This window comes from Curtobacterium sp. MCLR17_059 (assembly GCF_003234665.1).
GTDB classification, from domain to species: Bacteria; Actinomycetota; Actinomycetes; order Actinomycetales; family Microbacteriaceae; genus Curtobacterium; species Curtobacterium flaccumfaciens.
In genome coordinates, this window is record NZ_QKSU01000013.1 from 20,595 (window position 1) to 33,043 (window position 12,449).

Sequence of the window (12,449 nt, forward strand, 5' to 3'; positions counted from 1 at the left end):
GTTCCTGCTCACCAAGCGCACGCGACGCACGGAACGCGACCACGCGACGGACGGGAGGCCCGGTGCCGGACCGGCACCGGGCCTCCCGTCCGCACGTGGTGCGTGACGCCGGGGGCGACGCGCCTCACGCCACGGGGGCGGCCTCCAGCGCGGCGTCGGCGCGTGCCGCGCTGCCCTCGGCCAGGCCTCGGGCGATGCGGCCCCGCGTGGCCAGCCAGAGGACGACCGCGGCGACGAACACGATGCCCTCGGTGACGGTGAGTGCCCAGATGATCCCGGCGAGCCCGAACCACACGTTGCCGGCGATCACGATCGGGATGAACAGCACGCCCTGCGCCATCGACAGCACCATCGCGGGCATGACCATCCCGGTCGCCTGGAACAGCGAGGTGAGCAGCCCCGTGAACCCGTTGACGACGGCGGCGACGAGCTGTGCCGTCAGGATCGTCATGCCGATCGCGAGCACCGAGTGGTCACCGGAGAAGATCGTGAAGACCTGCTCGCGGAACACGAACACGGTGCCGGAGAAGACGAGCACGATGCCGCCGACGGTCAGGGCCGCGGCGCGCAGGCCGGAACGGAGTCGAGCTGCGTCACCCGCTCCGAACGCGTAGGCGAGCAGCGGCAGCACGCCGATGGTCACGCCCATCACCAGGAACTCCGGCACCTGGGCGATGCGGACCGCGACGCCCATCGCCGCCAGCGGGTCGTCACCGTAGGCGGCGGCGAGGTTGTTGAGGACGAGTGTGGTGACGATGAGGAACGCGGACTGCAGCAGCTCGCCGACGCCGATGCCGAACACGGGCTTCAGGATGTCCGCCCGCAGGGTGAACCACTTCGGCGCGAAGCTGACGTTCTCGCTGTTCCGCTGCAGCCAGGTCACCCAGTAGGCGATCGAGACCACGTTGGCCAGGCCCACCGCGAGTGCGGCGCCGCCGACACCCCAGTGCAGCCCCAGGATGAACAGGACGTCGAACACCAGGTTGCCGACCGTGGACAGGACCAGGCCGATCATCGCCTGCCTCGCGGCGCCCTCCGAGCGGACGATCTGCTCGAGCGCGAAGGACGCGGCGAGGACGGGGACGAACGCGAGCATCACGGCGACGTACTCGCTCGTGGCGGGGACCGCTGCCGCGTCGGCACCGAGGACGGCGACGAGCGGGCGGAGCAGCAGGAGTCCGACGACGCCGAGCACGGCGCCGGTCACGACGGCTCCCCACAGGGCGAACGAGGCGACGTGCTTGATGTCCCGCGCCTTGTCGGGATCGTGTTCCGAGGCGCCGAGCAGCCGGGACATCAACGCGCTGCCGCCGACGCCGAACACCCCGCCCACGGCCATCACGAGGCCGAGCAGCGGCGTGCCGAAGGTGATCGCGGCGAGCAGGGACGTGTCGTGCTGGGCGCCGATGAAGCCCGCGTTGATGACGTTGTACAGGGCGCTGACGACCATCGCGGCGGCCATCGGCACGCACAGGTGCACCAGGGCTCGGGCGATCGGGGCAGCGGAGAGGTACCAGCGGTTCGTCGCCGCAGCGGTGGTGGTGGTGGTGGTGGAGGACATGACGGTTCCCTTCCGGGCATGACGGTGGGCGCGCCGACGGACGCCGGCACGGCAGGGGGGAGCGCGCGACCGGTGGGGTCGCGGGATCGCAGGGTCGCGGGTCGGGAAGGCGCGGGATCGCGGGGTCGCGAAGGCGCGCCGGCGGATCCGGCCGGGAGGCGCGTGGTGCGTGAGCGGGTCGGTGCGGTGGCGCGGGTGGTGCGCTGGTGCGCGTGGCACCGGTGGTGCGGTGGTGCGGCTAGCGGGTCGGCGGCGCGAGTTCCGCGGTCACCTTCTGCAGCAGTCGCCGCAGGGTTTCGCGTTCGTCCTCGTCGAGGGGTGCGAGCAGGGAGTCGTCGAGGGCGACCATCGCGTCGGTGAACCCGGCGATGAGGTCGATGCCCGCCTGGGTGGCGTGCACCGTCTTCGTCCGCCCGTTCGTGGCGTCCGGTCGTCGTTCGATCAGGCCACGCCGCTCGAGCCCCTGCAGGAGACTCGAGACGCTGGCCGCGCTGGTCCGGGTGGCCTCGGCGACGTCCCGCTGGATGGCGCCGGGGTGTTCCTGCAGGTACCCGAGCACGAAGGACTGCTCGTGGGTGAGGTCGCGCTCACGGACCCACTCCTCGGCACCCTTGCGCTGTGCCCATCCGATCCACCGCATGAGCTGGAGCGGTGTCGTGAAGTCCGGTGCCTGCATGATCAGGACTCTAACTGTTAGCCATCGAACTGTCAACGAAGGCAGCCCCGGTCCTGACCCCACAACGGGGGTGTCGAGCCCTGCCCGGACCCTGATACCTTCCACAGGAAGCGGCCTCACCAGCCGCCCTCGGCCCGTTCGACGGGCCCCACATCCCCTGGCTCACCACCGGGGGCGGATCAGCGGCGGAGACCCCGTCGGGGGAGGAGGCACCGTGCCACACCACGGACCACCCACCGCGATCCCGGCGCGACGGGTTCGTCGCGCCTGACCAGGACGGGCGCCGGCGGGTACCGGCGTCCGCCTCACCGGGTCCGCGACGCGTTCGGGTCGTCGCGGATCCCCGGGGCGGTGGTGATCGGGTCACCGCCGTCCCGGGACCTCCCGGTCGATCCGATCGACGTCTTCGGGAACCCGCCGGTCCACGGAGCCGGATCGGCGTGATACTGGGGTGGTGCGTGAACTCCAAGCCGCCATCGCAGCGGACCTCAACGTCCAGCCGACCATCGACCCGGAGCAGGAGGTCGCCCGTCGTGTCGGGTTCCTGCGCGACTACCTGCTGACGACCGGGGCGAAGGGGTACCTCCTCGCCATCAGCGGCGGGCAGGACTCCACCCTGGCCGGCCGCCTGACCCAGCTCGCGGTCGAGTCGCTCCGCGCCGAGGGGCACCCGGCCGAGTTCACGACCGTCCGCATGCCCTACCGCGTGCAGGCCGACGAGGACGACGCCCAGCTCGCCCTGCAGTTCATCGCGGCCGACCCGGGCGTCACCGTGAACATCGAGCACGGGGTCGACGGGGTCATGCAGGACACCGCGGCCTCGGGCGTCGAACTGAGCGACTTCGTCAAGGGCAACGTCAAGGCGCGCATGCGCATGGTCGCCCAGTACGCGATCGCCGGGCAGCGCGGCCTGCTGGTGGTCGGCACGGACCACGCGGCCGAGGCCGTCACGGGCTTCTTCACCAAGTACGGCGACGGCGGCGTCGACCTCACCCCGCTCACCGGGCTGTCGAAGAGCCAGGGGCGGCAGCTGCTCGAGCACCTCGGCGCACCCGCCCGCCTGTACGAGAAGGCGCCCACCGCCGACCTGCTCGACGAGCTGCCCGGGCAGACCGACGAGGCGAACCTCGGACTCACCTACGCCGAGATCGACGCGTACCTGCAGGGCCACGACGTGCCGGTCGAGGTCGCCGAGGCGATCGAGTCGCGCTACCGCGCGACGGAGCACAAGCGCCAGGTGCCGGCGACGCCCTTCGACGACTGGTGGCGTGCGGGCGCGTAGGCGCTGACGCAACCCCGGCCCGGAGGCGCGGTGCAGGTGATCCTGCACCGCGCCTCCCGTCTGTTGTCCCCAACCCTCCCCAGCGCGGCCCCGCTGTCCGCGCGTGCTCCTAGGATGGGAGCCAACGGAACAACAGATGCGGAATCCAGGCTGGCGCCTGGTCCGGAGGGGGAGTCATGGAAGTCCTGTTCGCGCTCGGAGCCGTCCCGCTGATCATCGTGGGGATCATCGTCCTCGCCGTGATCGCGCTGATCTACGCCAAGGTCGTGTACCGCAACGCCGGTGCCGACGAAGCGCTCATCATCACCGGCAAGCGCTCCCGCAAGGTCAAGAACGCCGACGGCACCGAGACCGTCGAGTCCGGCATCAAGGTCGTGCTCGGCGCCGGCGTGCTCGTCCGCCCCTTCTTCGAGAAGGTCGCGAAGCTGTCGCTCAGCTCGCGTGCGATCGACATCAACGTCAACGCGCAGGACTCCCGCGGCGTCACCATCGACGTCGAGGCCGTGGCGCTCGTCAAGGTGGGCGAGGCCGACGCGTCCATCCGGGCGGCCGCACAGCGGTTCCTCGGCCAGGAGAAGAAGATCGACGACTTCGCGCGCGAGGTCCTGTCCGGCTCGCTCCGTGCCTCGATCGGCGCGACCGACGTCTCGACGATCATCCGGAACCGCGACCAGCTCACCGTCGCGGTCCTCACCGTCGCGCAGGACGCCCTGCACAGCCAGGGGCTCGACGTCGACTCGTTCGAGATCAAGGGCATCTCGGACCGCAACGAGTACATCAGCGACCTCGGCCGTGCCGAGCGTGCACGCGTGCGACTCGAGGCCGAGAACGCCGAGGCCCAGGCCGACCGCGAAGCGCGAGAAGCCCGCGCCACCGCCGACCAGGCGATCGCCGAGGCCGAGAACACCCTGGCCATCCGCCGTGCCGCGCTGCAGCTCGACGCCGACCGTGCGTCCGCCGAAGCCGCTGCCGCCGGCCCGCTCGCCCAGGCGCGTGCGTCCCAGGGCGTCGTCGAGCAGGAGCAGATCACCGCGCAGAAGCGTGCCGAGCTGCGCCGTGCCGAGCTCGAGTCCGAGGTCTCCGCCGTCGCCGAGGCCCAGGCGCGCAAGACCCGCGTCGAGGCCGAAGCCGCTGCTGGGGCCCAGGTCGAGACCGCCCGCGCCCAGGCCGAGGCCCGCCGGATCTCCGCCGAGGCCGTCGCGGCCGAGGCGAAGGCCGAGGCGGATGCCCGCAAGCTCGCCGCCGACGCCTCACGCGCCGAGGGTGAAGCCGCCGCCGACGCGATCCGTGCGAAGGGTCAGGCCGAGGCCGATGCGACCAAGGCGCAGGCCGACGCGCTCGCACAGCACTCCGAGGCCGTCCTGCGGGTCAAGGCCATCGAGACACTGCCGAGCATCGCCCGCGAGCTCGCTGCTCCGATGAGCAACATCGACACGCTCACCGTGGTGTCCTCCGACGGCGCCGGTGCACTGTCGAAAAGCGTCGTCAGCCAGTTCAGCGAGGTCGATGCGCTGCTCGGTGCCACCGCCGGGTTCACCCTGAGCGACATCGTGAAGAGCACCACGACGGGTCAGGCGGCTGCCCGTGCCGTCGTGCGCGAGCAGTCCGTGCCACAGGTCGAACCGGCCGAGTAACCGAGCGGGTGCCTGCAGCGGGCGCGACGGGGGATCAGCCCTCGTCGCGCCCGTTCTCGTTCTGCGGGTCGCGCTGCTGAGCACCGGCGTCCTCACGCTCGTCCGCGAGCCGCTGCTGCCACACGACACTGCGGGCCGCACCCTCGAGCACGTCGTCGACGCTGCGACCGCTCTGGGCGGCGAGGGCACCGCTGAGTCCGGCGGTCAGGGTGCCGCCGGCCGCGGCGAGTCGCTCGACGACCTCCTCCTGCCGCGGGGTCAGGGGCTCGTCGACCAGTTCGTCGATCGTGTCGCGGATGTTCTGCTCGCTCGCGTCCAGTGCCGCCTCGTCGCCGGACTGCAGGGCTGCTGCTTCTCCGACGACGACGAGACCGAGGCGCGCGGCGTCGTCTTCGGGACGCGGGGTGCGGTGCTCATCAGTCATGCGGTGGACCGTACGCTCCGGTGCGCTGCGCTCCCTGGACAGACGCGTCCCCCGGGCTTGCGGGCGCGCTGTCAGTCGGCCCAGCGCCGGAGCAACCAGTCGGCGGCGGCCACGCCCTCGCGACGCTGGAAGTCGCGGATCGTGGGCATGTTCGGCGGTGCCGGGGGCAGAGCGTGCTCGAAGAACAGCCCGGCCAGCCCGGCCAGCACGGCGTCGATCGTGGTGGCGGACACCCCGGCGAAGACCGGGTGCGTGGCGAGGTGGTGTTCGACGTCGGCGTCTTCACCGCGGACGAGCGTGTCGAGCAGGTAGGTCAGCGGGTCGAGCCAGTGCGCGCCCACGCTCGCCCAGGGCCAGTCGACCACCCAGACGAGCCCGGCGTCGTCGACGAGCAGGTTGTCCGCGCGGCAGTCGGCGTGCACGAGGTGTTCGCCGTCGACGAGTGCCGCTGCCCCCGATGCCGCCCGGGCGATCGCGGGGCCGGCGTCGAGGACGTGCGGCGGGACGACCTCGGCGACGCGGGCGGCGTCCGCGTCGTCGGCCAGCATCCGGTCCCAGGCGCCGAACTCACCGCGCAGGTCCTCGGCGATGCGGGGGAGCGTCGCCAGCCCACCGGTCGCGGGCGGCAGTGTGTGGAGCGCGTCGAGCACGGCCGTCGTGTCCGATCCGTCGAGGTGCCGGCCCGGGTGCTGCCCTGCGACGTCCTCGAGCACGAGCGCGACCCAGTCGTCGCCGTCGACCGTGGCGTGGAGCGCATCGAGCAGCCGCGGTGCCTGCACGGTGGTCGGCAGCTGGGCCATGACCGCGGCCTCGCGGCGGTGCAGCTCGAGGGCTGCCTCGTTGCGCGAGCGCGACACGGTCTTCACGAACGCCCGTCGTCCCGCCGCGGTCGTCACCCGGTCGGCGCTGCCGGGAGACCACCCGCTCGCCTGGGACTCGGCGGTCACGACCGGGCCGCCCAGCACCCCCTCCACCTGCTGCCGCAGCGTCGTCGGTACATCGGTCCAGGTGGTTCGCCCCATGCGCCGACGTTACCTGAGAACCCGTACACGAACATGCACGGTCGGCAACTTTGCGTTGGCAGCAAAGGTGCTGGCGGTGTAAAGTTGCAGAGCCTGCAAGGTTGACACCCGTTCGGGGTCCCGACCAGGCCGACGACCACCACGCCACATCCCCTGTGAGGAACTCCGCATGTCCACTGCCACCGCACCCGTCGAGGTGTCGCGCGGACGACAGGACTCCCCGGCGAGCACGCCGGGCAAGCCGATCATGTCGCACCGCCAGATCCTGCTCGTCATCTACGGCCTGATGGCGGGCATGTTCCTGTCGTCGCTCGACCAGACCATCGTCGGCACGGCGATCCGCACGATCGGTGACGACCTGCACGGCCTCGACCAGCAGGCCTGGGTCACGACGGCCTACCTGATCGCGTCGACCATCACCACGCCCATCTACGGCAAGCTCTCCGACGTCTTCGGACGTCGCCCGCTCTACATCTTCGGCATCGCGGTCTTCATCCTCGGATCGCTGCTCTCGACCCTGTCGACGTCGATGACCATGCTCGCCGCCTTCCGCGCGTTCCAGGGCATCGGTGCCGGTGCGCTGATGTCGCTGCCGCTGGCGATCATGGGCGACATCCTCGCGCCCCGTGAGCGTGCGAAGTACCAGGGCTACTTCCTGGCGGTCTTCGGCATCTCGTCCGTCATCGGCCCGCTGATCGGCGGCCTCTTCGCCGGTGCGAGCTCGATCGTCGGCATCACCGGGTGGCGCTGGGTCTTCCTGATCAACGTGCCGATCGGCGTCGCCGCGCTCCTCATGGTGATCGCGTTCCTGCACCTGCCGAAGTTCGGCGAGGCCAAGGCCAAGCCGCGCATCGACTGGTGGGGTGCGACCTCGGTCATCGTCACGCTCGCGCCGCTGCTCCTCGTCGCGGAGCAGGGCCGCACGTGGGGCTGGGGTTCGGCCAGCGCGATCGCCTGCTACGTCATCGGTGCGCTCGGCCTCGTCGCCTTCCTGGTGATCGAGACCCGCATGCAGGACGACGCGATCATCCCGCTCAAGCTCTTCCGCTCGAGCACGTTCTCGATGGCGACCATCCTGGGCTTCCTGGTCGGTTTCGCGATGTTCGGCGCGATGCTCACGATCCCGCTCTACCTGCAGATCGTCACCGGCCTGACGCCGACCGAGTCCGGCTTCGCGACGCTGCCGATGATCGGTGGCCTGATGATCGCCTCGATCGCCTCGGGGCAGATCGTGGCGCGCACCGGCCGCTACCGGATCTTCCCGGTCATCGGCACCGCCCTGGTGTCGCTCGGCTACGTCGTCCTGACCTTCATGACGATCGACAAGCCGCTGTGGTTCCTGATGATCGGCATGTTCCTGATCGGTCTCGGACTCGGCCAGCTCATGCAGAGCATCACCCTGGCATCGCAGAACTCGGTGGAGCCACGCGACATGGGTGTGGCGACCTCGTCCGCCACGTTCTTCCGCCAGATCGGTGGCACGCTCGGTACCGCCGTCCTGCTGTCCGTCCTGTTCTCGCTCATGCCGACGAACATCCTGCACGCCACAGCGGACGAGTCGAACCTGAAGCCCGCCCTCAGCGCGGCGCTCGACCCGGAGATCGCCAGCGCGAAGGCGAACCAGGGCGTCATGGACCAGATCTGGAACCCGATCGTCACCCCGCTCCAGCAGCAGGTGCAGTCCGGCCTCGACACCGCCACCGACCAGGTGGTCCAGGCCACCGCCGGGGCTCCCGACGCCGTGCAGCAGCAGGCGCTCACCGCCGCCGCCGACAAGGCGCACGCCAGCGTGCAGGACGGCCGGCTCGTCGTCGACTGGTCGGACTCGGGGCAGCGCACCTACTGGGTGGACCAGCTCGCACCGGAGCTGTCGAAGCAGATCGACAAGGGCGCGAGCGACTCGAGCGACTCGAACGCCGAGACGAGCGACACGTCGTACCTCAACGGTGCGGACTCGGCCCTGACCCGGCCGTTCATGTCCGGGTTCAACGCCTCGGCCGTGACCGTCTACTGGGTCGGCTTCGCGGTGATCCTGCTCGCGTTCGTCCTGAGCTTCTTCTTCAAGGCGCCGCCGCTCCGCAAGAGCTCGGCCCTGCAGGAGCAGGCGGACGACGCCGGCACCGCCGACGACCTCGAGGCGCAGGCCGTGCGGGCCGCGGACACGATGGGCTCGCCCACCGCTCCGGTCACCGGTTCGATCCCCGTCCAGGGCGGTCGGTCGCAGGTCTGAACCACGCCGGGCCTCCCCGTCACACGACGCGGAGGCCCGGCGTCGCACGGACCCGAGAACAGGACGGAGCGCAGCACGTGCACCAGCCCACCACCACCGAGGACCTCGTCGCGAGCGACTGCGGCCTACGGGAGCGCAAGAAGCAGCAGACCCGGTCCGCCATCCACCGGTCGGCACTCGCCCTGGTCACCGACCACGGGCTCGCCGGGGTGACCGTCGAGCAGATCTGCGCGGACGCCGGGGTCTCCCCGCGGACGTTCTTCAACTACTTCCCGTCGAAGGCCGAGGCGGCCCTCGGACTGCCGGCGACGACGGTCCCGGAAACGGCGCGCGCAGCGTTCCTCGGTGCCACGGGTGCGCTCGTGGCCGACCTCTGCGACCTCGTCGCGCACACGGTCACCCTGCCGCAGGACCGCCGGCGCATGAAGGAGCTCGTCCGAGCCCGCCCCGAGATGGTCCCGGCGATGATGCAGTGGATGGCGCACGCGCGGCAGACCGTGCTGGCGGTCGCCGCCGAGCGCGTCGACGAGGACACCGCGCGGACCGCGACCACCCTCGTGATGGCCGCCGTGATCGAGTCCGCCCACCGGTCGGCGGACGGCTCCCGCGACGAGCTCGCGGCGCGGCTGCGCGCGGTCGTCGCCGAGATGGGGCGGCTCGCCACCGCCTGACCAGCGTGACCACCGCGTCGCCCCCGGCGCGGGGCGACCACGGCCTGGAGGCGCGGTGCGGGTCGGACCCGCACCGCGCCTCCAGGCCGTGGTCGCGTCCACGCCGTCGGTCGCGCAGTCATCGGACGGTTGAGCGACCACCTTCGCCAGAACCGCAAGAACAAGGCTCTTGACGCGCGAGACATCGGATGTTTTGATTGCACTGTTCGGTCGACGGAGACCGGACGGCAGGAGACACAGATGAGCCGCATCACCGGTCTGCACGTGCACGACATCCGGTTCCCGACCTCGCGAGAGCACGACGGGTCCGACGCCATGAACCCCGCACCCGACTACTCCGCCGCCTACGTCGAGCTCACCACCGACGCGCTCGACGGCCTGGTCGGCACCGGCTTCGTCTTCACCATCGGCCGCGGCAACGAGGTGCAGGAGTCGGCGATCGCAGCCCTCCGTGGGCACGTCGTCGGCGCCGATGCCGAGACGGTCCTGGCCGACATGGGCGGTACCTGGCGCGCGATGGTGCACGACTCGCAGCTGCGGTGGCTCGGCCCGGAGAAGGGCGTCATGCACATGGCGATCGGCGCCGTGGTGAACGCCCTGTGGGACCTGCGTGCGAAGCGTGCGGGGCAGCCGCTGTGGGCCCTGCTCGCCGACCTGCGACCCGAGGAGCTCGTCGACCTGGTGGACTTCCGGTACCTGACCGACGCGATCACCCCGGCCGAGGCGCTCGAACTGTTCCGCACCGCCGAACCGATGCGTGCCGAACGCCGGGCCCGCCTGGAGCGCGAGGGCTACCGCGCCTACACGACGACCCCGGGCTGGCTCGGCTACGACGACGAGAAGCTCGCGCGGCTGTGCCGGGAAGCCGTGGACGACGGGTTCACCCAGATCAAGCTGAAGGTCGGCGGCGACGTCGACGAGGACGTCCGACGGATGGGCATCGCCCGCGCCACCGTCGGCCCGGACGTCCGGATCGCGATCGACGCGAACCAGCGCTGGGACGTCGACGAGGCCGTGACGTGGATCGACCGGCTCCGCCCCTTCGACGTCGCGTGGGTCGAGGAGCCGACGAGCCCGGACGACATCCTCGCCCACGCCGAGATCGCCCGGCGCATCGCCCCGATCCCGGTCGCGACGGGGGAGCACATGGCGAACCGGGTGATCGCGAAGCAGCTGATCCAGGCCGGGTCGATGTCGGTGCTGCAGATCGACGCCACCCGGGTCGCCGGGGTGAACGAGAACCTGGCGATCCTGCTCCTCGCCGCCAAGCACGGCGTCCGTGTGTGCCCACACGCCGGCGGCGTCGGCCTGTGCGAGGCGGTGCAGCACCTGTCGATGTTCGACGCGGTCGCCCTGACCGGCGACCTCGACACCCGGTGCATCGAGTTCGTCGACCACCTGCACGAGCACTTCGTGACACCGGTCGACGTCCACGACGGCCGCTACTGGCCGCCGACCACGCCCGGCGCCGGCACCGAGATGCTCGCCGACACCCTGACCACCCACGCGTTCCCGGACGGCCCGGTCTGGGCCGAGTCCGATCCCGATCGGGTCCCGGACGCCGTCCGGGTCGCCTGAACACCCCACCGCACACCCCATCACCACGACGAAGTGGAGACACCGATGCAACGACGACGCACCGCCGGGCTGGCGGCAGCAGCAGCTGCCGTGCTCGTGCTCACCGGCTGTTCCGCTGGCAGCAACGCCAGCGACGGCCAGTCGAAGGACTCCCTCACCTGGGCCATGTGGATCGCCGGGAAGGAGGACAAGGCCGCGTGGCAGAAGGTCGCCGACACGGTCAAGACCGACGACGACGTGGACGTCTCGATCCAGGGCTCACCCTTCAACGACTACTGGACCAAGCTCCGCACCCAGCTGTCCACCGGCACCGCACCCTGCATCGTGAGCATCCAGTCGCTCCGCGCCGCGAACTACACGGACGTGCTCGTGCCGATCGACGACATGGCGAAGCAGGCCGACCTCGACCTGGGTGAGTACGACCAGACCGGGCTCGACGGCATGAAGGTCGACGGCAAGCTCTACGGGCTGCCGTACGACACCGGCCCCATGGTCATGTTCTACAACAAGGACATCTTCGAGAAGGCGGGCGTCGACGAGCCGAAGCCGGGCTGGACGGTCGACGAGTTCGAGGACGCCGCGAAGGAGCTCAAGGCCGCGGGCACGCCGATCTGGGGCACGAGCGTGGAGGACATCCCCCTCGAGTCGATGATCCTCGGCTACAACGGCGGTCGGGTCATCGACGAGGACGGCACGCTCGACGCCTCGAACGCGGAGTTCGCCGAGGGGCTCGACTGGATCGGCAGCCTCGTCAAGGACGGCTACGCCACACAGGCGAGCACCGACGGTTCCACCGACGACAACGCGTTCGTGTCCGGTGACGTGGCGATGTACAGCGACGGCCCCTGGTCGATCATCAGCCAGAAGGCCAAGGTCAAGTTCGACCTCGGCATCACGACGATCCCCTCGGGAACGGACGGCCCCAGCTCGTTCGCCGCCGGGTCGGGCTTCGGCATCTCGAAGCAGTGCAAGTACCCCGAGCAGGCGTTCAAGGCCATCACCACGATGACGAACGAGGCCACGCTCACCTCGCTCGCCGAGCAGGGTCGCGCCTTCCCGGCACGCACCGCGGCGCAGCAGGCCTGGTACGACAACGCCGGCATCGACGGGGTCGAGGACGCCCTGAAGACCGGCCTCGAGAACGCCACCCCGTTGCCCGGCAACAAGCAGAGCGACCAGCTCAACCAGCTCTTCGCGCAGTACGCCCTGCAGGCGGTGAACGGACAGACCTCCGGCAAGGAGACGATGTCGTCCATCGCGAGCCAGCTCGGCTCGCAGTGACGGGCGTCACCCCCTGACGGACGGGCGCGGCCCGCTTCGAGCGACGCGAAGCGTTGCGCGGGCCGCGCCGACGGAGCCTGCGGAGTCGGA

General features: G+C 70.8%; 10 protein-coding genes. 6 read left to right on the forward strand and 4 right to left on the reverse strand.

Annotated elements, in window-relative coordinates; all coding sequences use genetic code 11:
• Nucleotides 1-124 precede the first annotated feature (124 nt).
• Both DEJ12_RS15580 and DEJ12_RS15585 read right to left on the reverse strand, forming a co-directional pair.
• Nucleotides 125-1,561: an MATE family efflux transporter gene (locus tag DEJ12_RS15580; RefSeq protein ID WP_111030685.1), complete on the reverse strand. Its 1,437-nt coding sequence runs from the start codon at nt 1,559-1,561 to the stop codon at nt 125-127.
• A gap of 238 nt (nt 1,562-1,799) precedes the next feature.
• Nucleotides 1,800-2,237: a MarR family winged helix-turn-helix transcriptional regulator gene (locus DEJ12_RS15585; protein ID WP_111030686.1), complete on the reverse strand. Its 438-nt coding sequence runs from the start codon at nt 2,235-2,237 to the stop codon at nt 1,800-1,802.
• 454 nt (nt 2,238-2,691) lie between these two features.
• Between DEJ12_RS15585 and nadE the strand changes: the two genes are divergently transcribed.
• Both nadE and DEJ12_RS15595 read left to right on the forward strand, forming a co-directional pair.
• Nucleotides 2,692-3,519 (forward strand): ammonia-dependent NAD(+) synthetase, encoded by an 828-nt coding sequence (gene nadE / locus DEJ12_RS15590; protein WP_110863289.1) that lies wholly within the window; start codon nt 2,692-2,694, stop codon nt 3,517-3,519.
• 176 nt (nt 3,520-3,695) lie between these two features.
• Nucleotides 3,696-5,153, forward strand: coding sequence for an SPFH domain-containing protein (locus DEJ12_RS15595; protein WP_111030687.1), 1,458 nt, complete (start codon nt 3,696-3,698; stop codon nt 5,151-5,153).
• A 34-nt stretch (nt 5,154-5,187) separates the two neighbouring features.
• Here the strand turns inward: DEJ12_RS15595 and DEJ12_RS15600 are convergent, their stop codons facing one another.
• The gene (locus DEJ12_RS15600) at nt 5,188-5,577 is read right to left on the reverse strand and encodes a hypothetical protein (protein WP_110863065.1); all 390 of its coding nucleotides are present in this window, start codon (nt 5,575-5,577) and stop codon (nt 5,188-5,190) included.
• 71 nt (nt 5,578-5,648) lie between these two features.
• Nucleotides 5,649-6,599, reverse strand: coding sequence for a phosphotransferase family protein (locus DEJ12_RS15605; RefSeq protein WP_111030688.1), 951 nt, complete (start codon nt 6,597-6,599; stop codon nt 5,649-5,651).
• A 169-nt stretch (nt 6,600-6,768) separates the two neighbouring features.
• Between DEJ12_RS15605 and DEJ12_RS15610 the strand changes: the two genes are divergently transcribed.
• The 4 genes from DEJ12_RS15610 (at nt 6,769) to DEJ12_RS15625 (ending at nt 12,359) form a co-directional block, all read left to right on the forward strand.
• Complete coding sequence (locus tag DEJ12_RS15610; protein ID WP_111030689.1) at nt 6,769-8,829, forward strand: MDR family MFS transporter; 2,061 nt, start codon at nt 6,769-6,771, stop codon at nt 8,827-8,829.
• Between the two features lie 77 nt (nt 8,830-8,906).
• On the forward strand, nt 8,907-9,500 hold the full coding sequence (locus DEJ12_RS15615; protein WP_111030690.1) for a TetR/AcrR family transcriptional regulator: 594 nt from the start codon (nt 8,907-8,909) through the stop codon (nt 9,498-9,500).
• 240 nt (nt 9,501-9,740) lie between these two features.
• A complete protein-coding gene (locus tag DEJ12_RS15620; RefSeq protein ID WP_111030691.1) occupies nt 9,741-11,078 on the forward strand; it encodes an enolase C-terminal domain-like protein in 1,338 nt (445 codons plus the stop codon).
• Between the two features lie 45 nt (nt 11,079-11,123).
• Complete coding sequence (locus DEJ12_RS15625) at nt 11,124-12,359, forward strand: sugar ABC transporter substrate-binding protein (RefSeq protein WP_258370513.1); 1,236 nt, start codon at nt 11,124-11,126, stop codon at nt 12,357-12,359.
• Nucleotides 12,360-12,449: the final 90 nt, after the last annotated feature.